At 71.2% G+C, this 15,594-nt stretch carries 14 protein-coding genes and 1 pseudogene; 8 read left to right on the top strand and 7 right to left on the bottom strand.

Features of this window, described 5'->3' with window-relative positions; genetic code table 11:
* The 4 genes from OH768_RS08820 to OH768_RS08805 form a co-directional block, all read right to left on the bottom strand.
* The gene (locus tag OH768_RS08820; RefSeq protein WP_406451742.1) at positions 1 to 849 is read right to left on the bottom strand and encodes a hypothetical protein; all 849 of its coding nucleotides are present in this window, start codon (positions 847 to 849) and stop codon (positions 1 to 3) included.
* Positions 850 to 918: 69 nt separating this feature from the next.
* Positions 919 to 1,893 carry an acyl-ACP desaturase gene (locus OH768_RS08815; RefSeq protein WP_406451740.1) on the bottom strand — a complete coding sequence of 325 codons (975 nt, stop codon included), beginning with the start codon at positions 1,891 to 1,893 and terminating at the stop codon, positions 919 to 921.
* A 214-nt stretch (positions 1,894 to 2,107) separates the two neighbouring features.
* A complete protein-coding gene (gene ddaH / locus OH768_RS08810; RefSeq protein WP_406451738.1) occupies positions 2,108 to 2,884 on the bottom strand; it encodes a dimethylargininase in 777 nt (258 codons plus the stop codon).
* Between the two features lie 134 nt (positions 2,885 to 3,018).
* Positions 3,019 to 4,641 carry an ABC-F family ATP-binding cassette domain-containing protein gene (locus OH768_RS08805; protein WP_406451736.1) on the bottom strand — a complete coding sequence of 541 codons (1,623 nt, stop codon included), beginning with the start codon at positions 4,639 to 4,641 and terminating at the stop codon, positions 3,019 to 3,021.
* Positions 4,642 to 4,979: 338 nt separating this feature from the next.
* On the opposite strand from OH768_RS08805, the gene OH768_RS08800 reads away from it, so the two are divergent.
* Positions 4,980 to 5,804: an isocitrate lyase/phosphoenolpyruvate mutase family protein gene (locus OH768_RS08800; protein WP_406451734.1), complete on the top strand. Its 825-nt coding sequence runs from the start codon at positions 4,980 to 4,982 to the stop codon at positions 5,802 to 5,804.
* A 10-nt stretch (positions 5,805 to 5,814) separates the two neighbouring features.
* On the opposite strand, the gene OH768_RS08795 is transcribed toward OH768_RS08800, so the two are convergent.
* Positions 5,815 to 6,231 carry an SsgA family sporulation/cell division regulator gene (locus OH768_RS08795; RefSeq protein WP_406451732.1) on the bottom strand — a complete coding sequence of 139 codons (417 nt, stop codon included), beginning with the start codon at positions 6,229 to 6,231 and terminating at the stop codon, positions 5,815 to 5,817.
* Positions 6,232 to 6,474: 243 nt separating this feature from the next.
* Between OH768_RS08795 and OH768_RS08790 the strand changes: the two genes are divergently transcribed.
* The 3 genes from OH768_RS08790 to mmpA all read left to right on the top strand — a co-directional run bounded on the left by OH768_RS08790 (position 6,475) and on the right by mmpA (position 8,538).
* Entirely contained in the window at positions 6,475 to 7,569 is a 1,095-nt protein-coding gene (locus tag OH768_RS08790) for a WD40/YVTN/BNR-like repeat-containing protein (RefSeq protein ID WP_406451730.1), read from the top strand.
* 55 nt (positions 7,570 to 7,624) lie between these two features.
* A complete protein-coding gene (locus OH768_RS08785; RefSeq protein WP_406451729.1) occupies positions 7,625 to 8,314 on the top strand; it encodes an endonuclease V in 690 nt (229 codons plus the stop codon).
* A gap of 86 nt (positions 8,315 to 8,400) precedes the next feature.
* A complete protein-coding gene (gene mmpA / locus OH768_RS08780) occupies positions 8,401 to 8,538 on the top strand; it encodes a morphogenic membrane protein MmpA (RefSeq protein WP_200709604.1) in 138 nt (45 codons plus the stop codon).
* Between the two features lie 218 nt (positions 8,539 to 8,756).
* On the opposite strand, the gene OH768_RS08775 is transcribed toward mmpA, so the two are convergent.
* Both OH768_RS08775 and OH768_RS08770 read right to left on the bottom strand, forming a co-directional pair.
* Positions 8,757 to 8,972 carry a hypothetical protein gene (locus OH768_RS08775; RefSeq protein ID WP_359613688.1) on the bottom strand — a complete coding sequence of 72 codons (216 nt, stop codon included), beginning with the start codon at positions 8,970 to 8,972 and terminating at the stop codon, positions 8,757 to 8,759.
* A gap of 146 nt (positions 8,973 to 9,118) precedes the next feature.
* Positions 9,119 to 10,297 carry a saccharopine dehydrogenase family protein gene (locus OH768_RS08770; RefSeq protein WP_406451726.1) on the bottom strand — a complete coding sequence of 393 codons (1,179 nt, stop codon included), beginning with the start codon at positions 10,295 to 10,297 and terminating at the stop codon, positions 9,119 to 9,121.
* Between the two features lie 90 nt (positions 10,298 to 10,387).
* On the opposite strand from OH768_RS08770, the pseudogene OH768_RS08765 reads away from it, so the two are divergent.
* The 4 genes and pseudogenes from OH768_RS08765 (at position 10,388) to OH768_RS08750 (ending at position 15,564) form a co-directional block, all read left to right on the top strand.
* Positions 10,388 to 10,802 (top strand): annotated as a pseudogene (locus OH768_RS08765) (MmcQ/YjbR family DNA-binding protein).
* Positions 10,803 to 10,938: 136 nt separating this feature from the next.
* A complete protein-coding gene (locus OH768_RS08760) occupies positions 10,939 to 12,120 on the top strand; it encodes a CaiB/BaiF CoA transferase family protein (RefSeq protein WP_406451724.1) in 1,182 nt (393 codons plus the stop codon).
* A gap of 11 nt (positions 12,121 to 12,131) precedes the next feature.
* A complete protein-coding gene (locus tag OH768_RS08755; protein ID WP_406451722.1) occupies positions 12,132 to 13,346 on the top strand; it encodes an acetyl-CoA C-acetyltransferase in 1,215 nt (404 codons plus the stop codon).
* A gap of 40 nt (positions 13,347 to 13,386) precedes the next feature.
* Positions 13,387 to 15,564, top strand: coding sequence for a 3-hydroxyacyl-CoA dehydrogenase NAD-binding domain-containing protein (locus OH768_RS08750; RefSeq protein ID WP_406451720.1), 2,178 nt, complete (start codon positions 13,387 to 13,389; stop codon positions 15,562 to 15,564).
* Positions 15,565 to 15,594: the final 30 nt, after the last annotated feature.

Here is a 15,594-nt window from a genome sequence, read left to right as displayed (position 1 = left end):
TCAGGCGATCGCGCCCGCCGTCACCACCAGCTCCGCCGCGTTCCCCTGGAACGTGTCGATGAGCTGCGCCAGCACCGCCCAGGCGTCCTCGCGGTCGGCCAAGTGGTCGCGCACGAGCGGTCGTAGGGCGTCCTCGGCCTCGGCCACGCGCGCGGGGAACATCAGTTGCCCTGTGGACAGCACTTTCAGGACGTGCGACGCGGGGGCCCAGGCGGTCGCGTAGTCGGCGGGGCCGTCCAGCACTCCGGCCTGCTCGACCCGGTGGGTGAACTTGCGGTGCGTGCCGAACTGCGCGCGCAGCGCGGGCGGGCAGTCCGGCCGGATCGACAGCGCCCAGCGCGCGTAGCCGGGCAGTGGGCGATCCCGGTCCGCCTCGGTGACCGCCTGCCAGCCGGAGCGCCCAAGCACCATCGACGCGGCCGTTCGCGCGGCCTGCATGGAGGTGCCCTCGCGCAGGGCGCCGATCAGGCCGAATCGGGTGAAGCTCGCGGGGACCGGCGGTTCCAGCTCCGGGCCCAGCCCGTCGACAACGGTCAACAGCGCTTCACGGTCGGGACCGAACGGCACACCCCGTGCGATGGCACGCCGCATCGCGTTGTCCGCCGATCTGTGCCGCCAGACCCACTGGTTCCGTTCCGGATCGTCCTGCTCCAGAACCCACAGCAGCACGGAGGCGGGCACCGCCGTCCTGGTCCAGGACCAGAGCGGAGCGTTGTGCCGGGCTTCGAGAGTTGCCTGTCCCGCCGGCTCCGGCAGGCCGATCCGCCGCCGTATCCGCTCGGCGTCCTCGCTGTCGATCAGGTTCAGCAGAAAGCCGACCGCCGCCCCCGACGTGCTGTTGTCACGCATGGCGGCATGATGCCGCAGCGGGGGCGCGTCCCGCACCGGTAAATGGATCAACGGACGGTCCGAGGCCGGTCAGGCGCTCGCGCGGGCCGCCATGCGGGCCTTGCGGATGGCCAGCTTCTCGTCGAACTTGGCGGCCTCGGAGTCGAGACCGCCCATGTAGAGGCCGATCTCCTCCTGCGCCTGCTGTCCCTCGGGGCCGAGACCGTCGATCTCCATGACCTTCAGGAAGCGCAGCACGGGCTGGATGACGTCGTCGTGGTGGATGCGCAGGTTGTAGACCTCGCCGATGGCCATCTGGGCGGCGAACCGCTCGAAGCCGGGCATGCCGTGACCGGGCATCCGGAAGTTGACGAGGACGTCGCGCACGGCCTGCATGGTGAGGTCGGGGGCGAGCTCGAACGCGGCCTTCAGGAGGTTGCGGTAGAAGACCATGTGGAGGTTCTCGTCGGTCGCGATGCGGGCCAGCATGCGGTCGCAGACCGGGTCGCCCGACTGGTGGCCGGTGTTGCGGTGCGAGACGCGCGTGGCCAGCTCCTGGAAGGCGACGTAGGCCACGGAGTGCAGCATCGAGTGCCGGTTGTCCGACTCGAAGCCCTCGCTCATGTGCTGCATGCGGAACGCTTCGAGCTTGTCCGGGTCGACCGCGCGGGAGGCGAGCAGGTAGTCCCGCATGACGATGCCGTGCCGGCCCTCCTCTGCCGTCCAGCGGTGCACCCAGGTGCCCCAGGCGCCGTCGCGGCCGAACAGGGAGGCGATCTCGTGGTGGTAGCTGGGGAGGTTGTCCTCGGTGAGGAGGTTCACCACGAGGGCGATGCGGCCGATCTCGGTGACCTTGGACTGCTCCTTGTCCCAGGCCTCGCCGTCCTCGAAGAAGCCGGGGAAGTTGCGGCCGTCGCTCCAGGGCACGTACTCGTGCGGCATCCAGTCCTTGGTGACCTTGAGGTGCCGGTCGAGTTCCGTCTCGACGACTTCCTCCAACGCGTACAGCAGCTTGGCGTCGGTCCAGACTGCGGGGCTGCCGAGGTGCGGGGAAGTGATCGTCACGGGGACTCCAGGGGGACGTGGTGCAAATCTGAACAAACCGGCGAGCGGTGCCGGGGTCTGTGCAACTTACGGAATCGTAGGCTACGAAACCGTAGGTTACGAGACCGTAGGTTAAGAGTGCTGTAAAGATCGCTGTTCGGGAGTGTCGCCGGGGAATCCCGAACAGCGCCAGGACCGCAGGTCCCGGCGCCGAACGGATGGCCCGTTCACCCGGTCAGGCGTACAGATCCCGGAGCCTGACCGAGAGGCACGTCACGCAGCCTTCGAGTTTCTCGAACTCACTGATGTCCACCACGACCGGCTCCAGGCCGAGGTCGGCCAGCAGATCGGCCGTCTTGGGCGCGCTCGCCGCCATCAGCACCTTGTCGCCGCCGAGCAGCACCACATGCGCGCCGGCCTCCTCGGGCACCGACAGGAAGCGCGGAAACAGCGAGGGCCGGTCCACCTTGGGGATGTGCCCGAGCACGGTCCCGTCGGGCAGCGCGGTGACCGCCGACTTCAGATGCAGCACCTTGCTCACGGGTACGGCGACCACGCGCGCCCCGAGCGGCTCGAACACGGCCCGCAGCTGCTGCACACCGGCCGCGTTCGTACGCCCGCCCCGGCCGACGTAGATCGTGTCGTCGATCTTGAGGACGTCGCCGCCCTCCAGGGTGCCCGGTTCCCAGACCCAGTTCACCGAGCAGCCGAGCCTGGCCACCGCCTCCTCGACCCCGCCGGTCTCCTCGCGCCGGGAGTCGGCGCCGGGCCGGGTGATCAGCGCCACGTTCTTGTACATGACGACCGTGTCCTCGACGAACACGGAGTCGGGGAAGTCGTCGGCGGGCTCCACCTCGATCGTCTCCCAGCCGTGCGTGCGCAGCGTCTGTACGTACGCCTCCCACTGCTCGACGGCTTGCTCGACGTCGACCTTCTCCCGCTCGATGTGCGTGACCAGCCCTTCGGCCAGGCGCGGGCTGGGGCGGCGGACGAGGGCCTTGTGGCTGGGCACGAGCGGGACTCCGTATCGGCAGGATCGTTTCGGTGCCGGCAACGCGGCACCGGTTGGCCATCATGCGTCACCCGTCCGTGCCGACAAAACCCCTGCCGTGAGGCTGTGGCCCTCCTGAGATGCGCCGCGCTGTCCTACACCAGGTGCTCCACCTCCTCCGGCGTGATCGTCCGCAGTTCCCCGTCCAACAGCAGCCAGCGGGTGACGCCGATGGACTCCAGGAACGGCAGGTCGTGACCGGCCACGATCAGCGCGCCCTCGTAGGACTCCAGCGCCGTGGTGAGCTGCCGCACACTCGCCATGTCGAGGTTGTTCGTCGGCTCGTCCAGCATCAGCAGCTGCGGGGCGGGCTCCGCCAGCATCAGCGCGGCCAGCGCGGCCCGGAAGCGTTCGCCGCCGGACAGGGTCGCCGCCTTCTGGTCGGCGCGGGCGCCCCGGAACAGGAAGCGGGCGAGCCGGGCCCGGACCCGGTTGTTGGTGGCGGCCGGCGCGAACCGGGCCACGTTCTCGGCCACGGTCAGCTCGTCGTCGAGGACGTCGAGCCGCTGCGGCAGGAAGCGCAGCGGGACATGCGCCGTCGCCTCGCCCGACACCGGCGCCAGCTCCCCGGCGATCGTGCGCAGCAGCGTCGTCTTGCCCGCGCCGTTGCGCCCGATCAGCGCGATCCGCTCCGGTCCGCGCAGATCGAGCCCACCGGCCACCCGCGCGCCGTAGGCGAGTTCGAGGTCCAGGAGGGTCAGGACCGTACGGCCCGGCGGTACCGCCGTGTACGGCAGGTCGACGCGGATCTCGTCGTCGTCCCGTACGGCCTCCACCGCCTCGTCGAGCCGTTCTTTCGCCTCGGTGAGCCGCTCCTCGTGCAGGATGCGGTGCTTGCCCGCGGACTCCTGCGCCGACCGCCTGCGCGCCTGCATGACGATCTTCGGCTCGCGCTTCTGGTCGTACATCTTCTGCCCGTACCGCCTGCGGTGGGCCAACTTGACCTGGGCGTCGATCAGTTCGCGTTTCTGTTTGCGGAAGTCGGCCTCGGCGACGCGCACCATCCGTTCGGCCGCGTCCTGTTCGGTGGCGAGGGCCTCCTCGTAGGCGGAGAAGTTGCCGCCGTACCAGGTGATCTGGCCGGAGCGCAGATCGGCGATCTGGTCGACGAGGTCCAGGAGTTCGCGGTCGTGGCTGACCACGATCATCACTCCCGGCCAGGACGCGACGGCCGCGTACAGCCGCTTGCGCGCGTACAGGTCGAGGTTGTTCGTCGGTTCGTCGAGGAGCAGGACGTCCGGCCTGCCGAGCAGCAGCGCGGCCAGCCGCAGCAGGACCGACTCGCCGCCGGACACCTCGCCGACGGTGCGGTCCAAGTCGATGTGTCCCAGCCCGAGTTCGCCGAGTGTGGCGAGGGCACGCTCCTCTACGTCCCAGTCGTCGCCGAGCGTCTCGAAGTGCTCCTCGGCCGCGTCACCGGCCTCGATGGCGTGCAGGGCGGCCCGGCGCGCGGCGATGCCGAGGGTCTCGTCGACGCGCAGGGCGGTGTCGAGCGTGACGTTCTGCGGGAGGTAGCCGACCTCGCCCGCGACCCGCACGGTGCCGTCGAGCGGGGTGAGTTCGCCCGCGATCAGCTTCAACAGGGTTGATTTCCCTGATCCGTTGACGCCGACGAGCCCGGTCCTGCCGGGGCCGAAGGCGACGTCGAGGTCTTCGAGGACGGGGGTGCCGTCGGACCAGGCGAAGGAGAGGGACGTACAGGTGACGGAAGAACTCATGCGGGCCTCGCGGTTGCTCGATGCGGTCAGGGCAGACGCGTTGCGAGACACCGCGGGGCGGGAGGCTGGTCCCGGAGGGCAGAGAGAAGGCCCTGTTCCGGAGGACGGCTCGGACGCCGAGGTCGAACACGACGGACACACCTCAGGGGTGTGTGACGCGGTGTCTCAGAACCTCAGACGAGCAACGTCCTTCTCCAATCGACGGCAACAGGACCGGGGGAAACGCTACGGAGGGCCGCTGTCGCCTGTCAACGCAATTGAATCGGCGCCCCTGGCAGGCACATCGATGTCGGATTCCTGCCAGCCGACGGGCGCTCGCGGCTGCTTGAGTAGGCCGTATGACGAACCAGAACATTCTCCGTGACCGGGCGCTGGCCTTCCGCGCGCTGCATGTGCCGGGGCGTCCGCTCGTCCTGCCGAACGCTTGGGACGCCGCCAGCGCCCGCCTCGTCGAGGACGCGGGCGCCGCCGCCGTGGCGACCACCAGCGCGGGCCTCGCCTGGGCCCTGGGCGTCCCGGACGGCGACCGGCTGGACCGGGACCGGGCCCTGGAGGCGGTCGCCCGCGTCACCTCGACCGTGGCCGTACCGGTGAGCGCCGACATCGAGAGCGGCTTCGCGAAGGACCCGGCGGGCGTCGCCGACACGGTCCGCGCGGTGCTCGCGGCGGGCGCGGTGGGAGTGAACATCGAGGACGCGCTCTACGGCGGCGAGGGCGTCCTGCGCCCGGTCGCGGAGCAGGCCGAGCGGATCGCCGCCGCGCGGGAGGCCGCCGACGCGGAGGGGGTGCCGCTGTTCGTCAACGCGCGCATTGACACGTTTCTGCGCGGCGCCGGGGGAGTGGACGCGACCCTGGAGCGGGCTGCCGCCTTCCGGGCCGCGGGCGCGGACGGGATCTTCGTCCCCGGGGCCGTCGAACCGGGAACGGTCAAGGAACTCGCCGACGGGATCGACGGTCCGCTCAATGTGCTGGTCGGCCCCGGCGCACCGCCGGTCGCCGAACTGGCCGCGCTGGGCGTCGCCCGGGTGAGCGCGGGCTCCAGCGTCGCCCTGGCCGCCTACGCCGTGGTCCGCCGTGCCGCGCGGGAGCTGCTGGACACGGGTACCTACGGCGCGGTGGCGGGAGGCCTTGGCTACGGCGAGCTGAACTCGCTGCTGGGGTAGGGGTGTTGGCTCAGCAGGCGTCCCGCATCAGCTCGGCGAGGTCGTGGTCCAGGTCGAGCTGGAGGTGTTCGAGACCGGCGGGCACCAGCTCGCCGGTGGCCCGCAGGAAGCGGCGGATCTCGGTCGAGCGGACATGCACGACGGCGGTGCCCTCGGGGGCGTGGAACTCCAGGACGGTGCGGTCGAAGCCGTAGGGCCGCACACGGACGTCGCCGTGGCCCTCGGCGCCGTGCAGGCCGGCCGACAGGAGTTCGCGGGCGAAGGTCCAGCAGACCTCGACGCCCTCCAGGGTGGCCGGAGCCGGGAAGGTCATCCGGACGGCGAAGGGGTCGCGTCGGTCGTAGTGCAGGGTGGCGGGAATGCTCGGCATCCGCGGTGCGGCGGCGACGAGACGGGCCTCTACGGGCTGCTCGATGACGATGGACAACGCCTTGCTCCCTTGTGTGACGGCGGTGCGGGACTGCGGTGACGGCCGGACGGACTCCCGAAAAGGCTCCGGAACGGACCCCCGAGTGGATGGGTCCGCACTGGAAGAGACGCCGGAACGAGCCAATCCGTGCACACCAATTTCTAGTGACCTCTGTCACCGCCGCCCATATGTGCCCAAGGCGGGCGGGGGCCATCTGGACGGCCTCCGGGGAGTGGGCTAGCTTCGCCCGCCATGAGGCGCATGGGGAACACGCGACGGGTGGGACGTACGTACCGCAGGGCGGCGGCCGGGGTGATGTGCGCGACGGCGCTGGCCGTGCTGACCGCCGTACCTGCGCAGGCACGGGAGACAGCGCACCGGGCTCCGCACTGGGAGCTCAAGGACAGCGGGGCCGCCGGTGTGCGTTTCCGGGGACTGTCGGCGGTCAGCCGGAACACCGCGTGGGTGGCCGGCACCGCGGGCACCGTGCTGCGTACCACCGACGGCGGTGCGAGCTGGCGGAACGTCTCGCCACCGGGTGCGGCAGACCTGCAGTTCCGGGACATCGAGGCGTTCGACGCGCGGCGCGCGGTGGTGCTGGCGATCGGCGAAGGTGAGGCGTCCCGTGTCTACCGCACCGACGACGGCGGGACGACCTGGACCGAGTCCTTCCGCAACACCGACGCGAACGCCTTCTACGACTGCATGACCTTCTTCGACAGCCGCCACGGCCTCGCGATGAGCGACCCGGTGGACGGGAAGTTCCGCATCCTGTCGACCGGCGACGGCGGCCGTTCCTGGAAGGTGCTGCCCGACGCCGGGATGCCGGCCGCGCTCGACGGCGAGGCGGGTTTCGCGGCCAGCGGCCAGTGCCTGGTGAGCTCCGGGCCCCGGGACGTGTGGCTGGCCACCGGCGGGGGTGCACGCGCGCGTGTCCTGCACTCCGCCGACCGCGGCCTCACCTGGACGGCGACCGGCACACCGATCCCGGCCGGCGACCCCGCGCGCGGGGTCTTCGCGCTCGCCTTCCGCGACCGTACGCACGGCCTCGCGGTCGGCGGCGACTACAACGCCGACCAGCCGTCACCGCTGGCGGCGGCCGTCACCGGCGACGGTGGCCGCACCTGGGCTCCCGCCACCACCCCGCCGCCCGCCTACCGCTCCGGCACCACCTGGCTGCCCCACAGCCGCTCCACCGCCCTCGCGGTCGGCCCCACCGGCACGGACGTCACGACCGACGCGGGCCGCACCTGGAAGACGGTCGACACCGGCTCGTACGACACCGTGGACTGCGCGGCGGACCTGGGCTGCTGGGCGGCGGGGGAGAAGGGGCGCGTGGCGCGGCTGGAGGACTGACGGTTCCTGGGTGGCGCGCCCTGGCGCAGAAGATCCCCGTACGCTCGGCACCACCATGACGACCGTACGCATTCCCGCGGGCTGGCCCGCGACCGAGGAGCAGGCCCGCGCCGTCCAGGACGAGTTGCGGCAGCGGGTGGTGACAGACGAACCGGGACCGCCGCCAAGGACCGGGCACGTCACGGGAGTTGACGTCGCCTACGACGACGAGCGGGACGTGGTGGTGGCAGCGGCGGTCGTGCTGGACGCGGCGGACCTCACGGTCGTCGCCGAGGCCACCGCCGTTGGCTCGGTCTCCTTCCCGTACGTGCCGGGCCTGCTCGCCTTTCGTGAAATCCCCACGGTGCTGGCCGCGTTGGACGCCCTCCCATGCCCGCCGGGCCTGGTCGTGTGCGACGGCTACGGCCTGGCCCACCCGCGCCGCTTCGGCCTCGCCAGCCACCTCGGCGTCCTCACCGGCCTGCCCACGATCGGCGTCGCGAAGAACCCCTTCACCTTCACCTACGACGACCCCGGCGTCCCGCGCGGCTCCGCCTCCCCGCTCCGTGCGGACGCCGACGAGGTCGGCCGCGCGCTGCGCACCCGCGACGGCGTGAAGCCGGTCTTCGTCTCCGTCGGTCACCGGGTGACCCTGGACAACGCCTGTGCCCACACCCTCGCGTTGACCCCGGAGTACCGCCTCCCGGAGACGACCCGCAGGGCGGACGCGCTGTGCCGGCGGGCCCTGCGGGAGGCGACCGCCTGAGCATGTGAGGCGAGTCGTTTCTGAGTACCTGTTCTGAGTACTTGTACGGATGTGGCCGCGCCGGGGTGATCGGCAGGCTGTGCCGCATGACAACTCACCGTTCCCCGAAGCCCGTTGCCCACCCGAGCCAGCCGATCGAGCGCGCCGTGACGATCGCGCTCGTCCTGTCCGTGGCGGCGGGCCTCGCCTGGATCGGCGGGATGATCTACACGCTGTGGCCGTGAGCCCGGCGAGCGTGCGGGGGGAAACACACGAGCCCCGCACCGCAACAACCGGTGTGGGGCTCGGACTTGAGCGCCGGGCAGGCCTTGCACCTGCATCTCCCCGCAGGAAGCGGGACGTCTTTCCTTGGACCACCAACGCGTAACCAGACTCCGGGTGTTCCGGCGACCGGCTCGTGATCAACTATAGCCCATCCCGAGGGGCCTTCCGAACTCCCCGATCAGCGGGGCTGGTTGACGGCCCGACGCTCCGCGTCGGCGTGCCACCAGCCCGGCGGGGACGGGCCGACAGCCTCGGCGGTGGGCTGGTCCGGATGCAGTCCGAGGCGTTGCAGCGCGTCGGCGCGCACCCGGACGTCGAACCAGCCGTGCCAGTGGCCGTCCGGCCCGATGCCGCAGGCGAGACCCCAGCTCAACTCGTCCTGGGCGAAGGGCATCCAGTCGATGCCGCGCTCACGCAGTCAAGCGCGCGTGGCCGCCCACGGCGTGAGGCGGCCGGGCACGTTCTCGTAGGCCGCGACGGTGATCCAGTCGGTGTTCGGCGTCTCCATGACGCCCATCGTGACATGGGGAGCCGACACGCTCACCGCGTCGCCGCCACCCGGAACACGATGCCCGCGGCGCGCAGTCGCTCGATGAGGGCGTTGCCCATCGCGGTCGCCGTCGTCACCTGGCCCGCGGTGGGCGGGAGTTCGTCGAGGGCGAGGGAGAGGGCCGCTTCCGCGAACATCTTCGCCGTCTCGTCGTAGCCGGGGTCGCCGCCCGAGACCTCGGTGAAGACGCGTCGGCCGCCGCCCTCGCCCACGAACTTCACGGAGAACCAGCTCTTCGCGCGCTTCTCCGGGCTCGGTCCGTCGCCGGGCTTGAGGCGGTCGGACAACCAGCGGCGGGCGGGCGGGAGTTGAGCGGCGGTGGCCAGGGCGCCGACCGCCGTGACACCGCCGAGCGCCACGGGGAGGTGTCGTACGGCCGCGTAGTGGCGGTAGCGGAAGTCGGGGCCGTAGCGGTCCAGGGCCTTCGCGGATCGTTGAACGATCTGCGGGTCGATGGTCGGCAAGGGCACCGCCCAGGAGCCGACCTCCCCGGCGAACCGCGGTGCCCCGGCGGGCGCGGTGGCCCGGCGTCCCACCAGGCGCGGTTCGTGGCGTCGCCGGTCCCGGGCGGCGGCCAGCACCTGTCGGCCGCGCCCGAGTTGGGTCAGTGCCGTGGCGAACGTACCGCCGGAGAACATCGCGTCGGCGGTCACGAAGCCGTCCACCGTGAGGGGCACCCCTTCCGGCAGCTGCTGGACGGTGAAGTACGCCCCCAGGTCGTGCGGGATCGAGTCGAAGCCGGCCGCGTGCACCAAGCGGGCGCCGGTCTCACGCGCGCGTGCGTCGTGACGGACGTACGTCAGGTCGACGAACTCCGGCTCGCCGCTGAGGTCGAGATAGTCGGCGCCGGTGTCCGCGCAGGCGGCGACGAGATCCTCGCCGTAGGTCACATAGGGGCCGACCGTGGTGGCCACCACGCGCGCGTGCTCGGCGAGTTCGCGCAGGGAGGCCGGGTCGGACACGTCGGCGCGCAGGACGCCCACCGCCGTGCCGCCGGGCAGTCGTTCGCGCAGCCGCTTCAGTTTCAGCTCGTCGCGGCCGGCGATCGCCCAGCGCAGGCCCTCGGGCGCGTGCGCGGCGAGGTACTCCGCGGTGAGCGCGCCGACGAAGCCCGTGGCTCCGAAGAGCACGATGTCGTAGGGACGGTCCGTCCTGTTCAGCCTGCTCATGACACTCCTGGTCCCGCAGCCCGCGCCGCTGTCGGTGGCTGAGGCTAGCGTGAAGAGTGCGGAGCCCGACGACGAGCCCGGAGGTATCAGGTGGCCGTGCCCAGGAACGCCCTGAAGAAATGGGCGAAAGTACGTGAGTTCGCCCTCGGGCTGCCGGGCGCGGGCGAGGCCGCGCGGCGGAGCCGCATATCGATACTGCCCCTGGGGTGAGAGCGTCGCGAAGGTCAACAAGAAGGTGTTCGTCTTCCTCGGTGTCGACGACGGCAGCTATCCGTTGGCCCTCACGGTCAAGCTCACGGACGAGACCGCCCACACCCACGCGCTCACCTCACCTGGCGCCGAGCCCGCCGGCTACGGCCTCGGCAAGGCCGGCTGGGTGCGGATACCGCTCGCCGAGCAGGGTGCCCCCGCCGCCGAGCTGCTGTGCGACTGGGTGGAGGAGAGCTACCGCGCGATCGCCCCCAAGCGACTCATAGCCGAGCTGGACGCGGATGGTGGTCGCTGACCGGCCGTGCGCGGTCGTGGCTGGTCACGGTCGACGGCGGTAACTTGGCTAAGCGCTTGCTCGCCCAGGTCTTGTGTCGAGCGGACGTTCTTAGCATCATCGGTGTTACATCAGTTGTGTCACAGCTGGGGGCTGGATGACAGCGACAACGACGCCCGGGCACGGCCCGCTCTCCGGCGTGCGCGTGGTCGAGCTGGCCGGGATCGGCCCCGGCCCCTTCGCGGCCATGCTCCTCGCCGACCTCGGCGCCGATGTCGTCCGCGTCGACCGGCCCGGCGGCCCCGGACTCGGCGTCGCCCCCGAACACGACATCACCAACCGCAACAAACGCTCGGTCCTCGTCGACCTGAAGGCACCCGACGGCCCCGCGCGCGTCCTCGACCTGGTCGAACGCGCCGACATCCTCATCGAGGGCAACCGCCCCGGCGTCACCGAACGCCTCGGCGTCGGCCCCGAGGCCTGCCACGCCCGCAACCCCAAGCTCGTCTACGGCCGCATGACCGGCTGGGGCCAGGACGGCCCCCTGGCCGACCGCGCCGGGCACGACATCGCGTACATCGCGCTGACCGGGACCCTCGGCATGATCGGCAGCCCGGGAGAGCCCCCGCCCGCCCCCGCCAACCTGCTCGGCGACTACGCGGGCGGCTCGCTCTACCTCGTCGTGGGCGTCCTCGCCGCACTGCACCACGCGCGCGTGACCGGCACCGGCCAGGTCGTCGACGCCGCCATCGTCGACGGCACCGCCCACCTCTCCGCGATGATCCACGGCATGCTCGCCGCCGGCGGCTGGCAGGACCGGCGCGCCGCCAACCTCCTCGACGGCGGCTGCCCGTACTACGGCACCTACGAGACCGCAGACGGCAAGCACATGGCGGTGGGCGCCCTGGAGCCCCGGTTCTACGACGAGTTCGTACGCCTCCTCGGCCTCGCGGACTTCGCCGACGCCCGCCGGGACCGGACCCGTTGGGGCGAGCTGCGCGAGGCGGTCGCGGCCCGCTTCCGGAGCCGTACGCGAGACGAGTGGACCGTCGTCTTCGAGGGCACGGACGCGTGCGTGGCGCCCGTGCTGTCGCTCCGTGAGGCCCCGAAGCATCCGCATCTCGCCGCGCGCGGGACCTTCACCGAGCACGGCGGGATCACCCAGCCCGCCCCCGCACCCCGGTTCTCCGAAACGCCCACCTCGGTGCGCGGCGGGCCCGCCCTGCCGGGCGCCGACACCTCGGACGTGGCCCGCGACTGGGACATCCCCCTGCTTGCCGACGTCGTTGAGGACTCCGGTCGGGGAACACCTCGACACGTCCTCGAAAACCCTCAGTGAAAGGCTTGGCAGTGAGCACCGAAGCGTATGTCTACGACGCGATCCGCACCCCGCGCGGGCGCGGCAAGGCGAACGGATCCCTGCACGGCACGAAGCCCATCGACCTGGTCGTCGGACTCATCCACGAGATCCGCGACCGCTTCCCGGACCTGGACCCGGCCGCGATCGACGACATCGTGCTCGGTGTCGTCGGCCCGGTCGGCGACCAGGGCTCCGACATCGCCCGGATCGCCGCCGTGGCCGCCGGACTCCCGGACACGGTGGCCGGCGTACAGGAGAACCGCTTCTGTGCCTCGGGTCTGGAGGCCGTCAACATGGCCGCCGCCAAGGTGCGTTCGGGCTGGGAGGACCTCCTCCTCGCCGGCGGCGTCGAGTCGATGTCCCGGGTGCCGATGGCCTCGGACGGCGGCGCCTGGTTCAACGACCCGATGACGAACCTCGCCGTCAACTTCGTGCCCCAGGGCATCGGCGCCGACCTGATCGCCACGATCGAGGGATTCTCGCGGCGCGACGTGGACGAGTACGCCGCCCTCTCGCAGGAGCGCGCGGCCACCGCGTGGAAGGAGGGCCGCTTCGAGCGGTCCGTGGTGCCGGTGAAGGACCGCAGCGGGCTTGTCGTCCTCGACCACGACGAACACCTGCGCCCCGGTACCACCGCCGACTCCCTCGCCCGGCTCAAGCCGTCCTTCGCGGACATCGGCGAACTGGGCGGCTTCGACGCCGTGGCCCTGCAGAAGTACCACTGGGTGGAGAAGATCGACCACGTCCACCACGCGGGCAACTCCTCCGGCATCGTCGACGGCGCCTCGCTCGTCGCGATCGGCTCGAAGGAGGTCGGCGAGCGCTACGGCCTCACCCCGCGCGCGCGGATCGTCTCCGCCGCCGTCTCCGGCTCCGAGCCGACCATCATGCTCACCGGGCCCGCACCCGCCACCCGAAAGGCCCTCGCCAAGGCCGGGCTGACCATCGACGACATCGACCTCGTCGAGATCAACGAGGCGTTCGCCGCGGTCGTCCTGCGCTTCGTGCGGGACATGGGCCTGTCCCTGGACAAGGTCAACGTCAACGGCGGCGCCATCGCGCTCGGCCACCCGCTCGGCGCCACCGGCGCGATCATCCTCGGCACACTCGTCGACGAACTGGAGCGCCAGGACAAGCGCTACGGCCTCGCCACGCTGTGCGTCGGCGGCGGCATGGGCATCGCCACGATCGTCGAGCGCGTCTGAACACCCCAGCGGCAGCAGAGACTTCTACGGAGAACCCCTCATGACCGAGAGCACCACCATCCGCTGGGAACAGGACGACACCGGCGTCGTCACCCTCGTCCTCGACGACCCCGACCAGTCCGCGAACACCATGAACGCGGCCTTCCGCGACTCCCTCGCCGCGATCACCGACCGCCTCGAAGCCGAGCAGGAGTCCATCCGGGGCATCATCTTCACGTCCGCCAAGAAGACCTTCTTCGCGGGCGGCGACCTGCGCGACCTGATCCGCGTCACCCCGGACACCGCCCAGGAACTGCTCGACGGCGGCCTCGCCATCAAGCGCAACCTGCGCCGCATCGAGACCCTCGGCAAGCCGGTCGTCGCCGCGCTCAACGGGGCCGCCCTGGGCGGCGGTTACGAACTCGCCCTGGCCTGCCACCACCGCGTCGCCCTCGATGCCCCCGGGGCGAAGATCGGCTGTCCGGAGGTCACCCTCGGTCTGCTCCCCGGAGGCGGCGGAGTCGTCCGCACGGTACGCCTGCTGGGCATCACCGACGCCCTGCTGAAGGTGCTGCTCCAGGGCACCCAGTACAGCCCGCAGCGCGCTCTGGACAACGGCCTCATCCACGAAGTGGCCGCCACGCCGGACGAGTTGATCGCCAAGGCCCGCGCCTTCATCGACGCCAACCCGCAGTCGCAGCAGCCGTGGGACAAGCCCGGCTACCGCATCCCGGGCGGCACCCCGGCGAACCCCAAGTTCGCCGCCAACCTGCCCGCCTTCCCCGCCAGCCTGCGCAAGCAGACCAACGGCGCCCCCTACCCGGCACCGCGCAACATCCTCGCCGCCGCCGTCGAGGGCTCCCAGGTCGACTTCGAGACCGCCCAGCTCATCGAGGCCCGCTACTTCGTCGAACTGGCGGCCGGGCAGACCTCGAAGAACATGATCCAGGCGTTCTTCTTCGACCTCCAGGCCGTCAACTCCGGCGCCAACCGCCCCAAGGGCATCGAATCGCGACCCGTCCGCAAGGTCGCCGTCCTCGGCGCCGGGATGATGGGCGCCGGCATCGCCTACTCGTGCGCCCGCGCGGGCATCGACGTCGTCCTGAAGGACGTCACTCCGGAGGCGGCGGCCAAGGGCAAGGCCTACTCCGAGAAGCTGTGCGCCAAGGCCGTCTCCCGCGGTCGCAGCACCCAGGAGAAGGCGGACGCGCTGCTCGCCCGCATCACCGCCACCGCCGACCCGCAGCAACTCGCGGGCTGCGACGCGGTGATCGAGGCCGTCTTCGAGGACACCTCGCTCAAGCACAAGGTGTTCCAGGAGATCCAGCACATCGTCGAGCCCGACGCGCTGCTCTGCTCCAACACCTCCACCCTCCCCATCACCGCCCTCGCCGAAGGAGTCGAGCGCCAGGCCGACTTCATCGGGCTGCACTTCTTCTCGCCCGTCGACAAGATGCCCCTCGTCGAGATCATCAAGGGCGGGCACACCGGAGACGAGGCCCTCGCGCGCGCCTTCGACCTGGTCCGGCAGATCAAGAAGACACCGATCGTCGTCAACGACTCGCGCGGCTTCTTCACCTCACGCGTGATCGGGCAGTTCATCAACGAGGGCGTCGCGATGGTCGGCGAGGGCATCGAGCCCGCGTCCATCGAGCAGGCCGCCGCACAGGCCGGTTACCCGGCCAAGGTCCTCTCCCTGATGGACGAGTTGACGCTCACCCTCCCGCGCAAGATCCGCAACGAGTCCAAGCGGGCCGTCGAAGAAGCTGGCGGTACCTGGCCGGGGCACCCCGCCGAGGCCGTCATCGACCGCATGGTCGACGAGTTCGGCCGCACCGGGCGCGGCGGCGGCGCGGGCTTCTACGACTACGACGACGACGGCAAGCGCGCCGGGCTCTGGCCGGGCCTGCGCGAGCACTTCACCCGCGAGGGCGCCGAGATCCCCTTCGAAGACATGCAGGAACGCATGCTCTTCTCCGAGGCGCTCGACACGGTCAAGCTCCTTGAGGAGGGCGTCCTGACGTCCGTCGCGGACGCCAACATCGGGTCCATCTTCGGGATCGGCTTCCCGGGTTGGACCGGTGGCGTCCTGCAGTACGTCAACGGCTACGAGGGCGGTCTGCCCGGCTTCGTGGCACGCGCGCGTGCGCTCGCCGAGCGCTACGGGGAGCGGTTCACCCCGCCCGCGCTGCTCGTGGAGAAGGCCGAGAAGGGCGAGCGGTTCACCGACGCGCGCTGACGTGTCGACGTATCGCTGAGCGACACGCTG

This window comes from Streptomyces sp. NBC_01622 (assembly GCF_045209635.1).
In the GTDB taxonomy this organism is placed as follows: Bacteria; Actinomycetota; Actinomycetes; order Streptomycetales; family Streptomycetaceae; genus Streptomyces.
The sequence above is the reverse complement of the archived record's forward strand: the minus strand, read 5'-3'. Positions and strand labels throughout refer to the sequence as shown.

What these genes read in the sequence shown, in the direction of transcription:
- OH768_RS08800 (WP_406451734.1), top strand. Translation starts at nt 4,980, where the DNA reads ATGACGAACCAGAACATTCTCCGTGACCGGGCGCTGGCCTTCCGCGCG.
- OH768_RS08760 (WP_406451724.1), top strand. Translation starts at nt 10,939, where the DNA reads ATGACAGCGACAACGACGCCCGGGCACGGCCCGCTCTCCGGCGTGCGC.
- OH768_RS08805 (WP_406451736.1), bottom strand. Translation starts at nt 4,641, where the DNA reads ATGAGTTCTTCCGTCACCTGTACGTCCCTCTCCTTCGCCTGGTCCGAC.
- OH768_RS08775 (WP_359613688.1), bottom strand. Translation starts at nt 8,972, where the DNA reads ATGCCCTTCGCCCAGGACGAGTTGAGCTGGGGTCTCGCCTGCGGCATC.
- OH768_RS08770 (WP_406451726.1), bottom strand. Translation starts at nt 10,297, where the DNA reads ATGAGCAGGCTGAACAGGACGGACCGTCCCTACGACATCGTGCTCTTC.
- OH768_RS08820 (WP_406451742.1), bottom strand. Translation starts at nt 849, where the DNA reads ATGCGTGACAACAGCACGTCGGGGGCGGCGGTCGGCTTTCTGCTGAAC.
- mmpA (WP_200709604.1), top strand. Translation starts at nt 8,401, where the DNA reads ATGACAACTCACCGTTCCCCGAAGCCCGTTGCCCACCCGAGCCAGCCG.
- OH768_RS08790 (WP_406451730.1), top strand. Translation starts at nt 6,475, where the DNA reads ATGGGGAACACGCGACGGGTGGGACGTACGTACCGCAGGGCGGCGGCC.
- OH768_RS08785 (WP_406451729.1), top strand. Translation starts at nt 7,625, where the DNA reads ATGACGACCGTACGCATTCCCGCGGGCTGGCCCGCGACCGAGGAGCAG.
- OH768_RS08750 (WP_406451720.1), top strand. Translation starts at nt 13,387, where the DNA reads ATGACCGAGAGCACCACCATCCGCTGGGAACAGGACGACACCGGCGTC.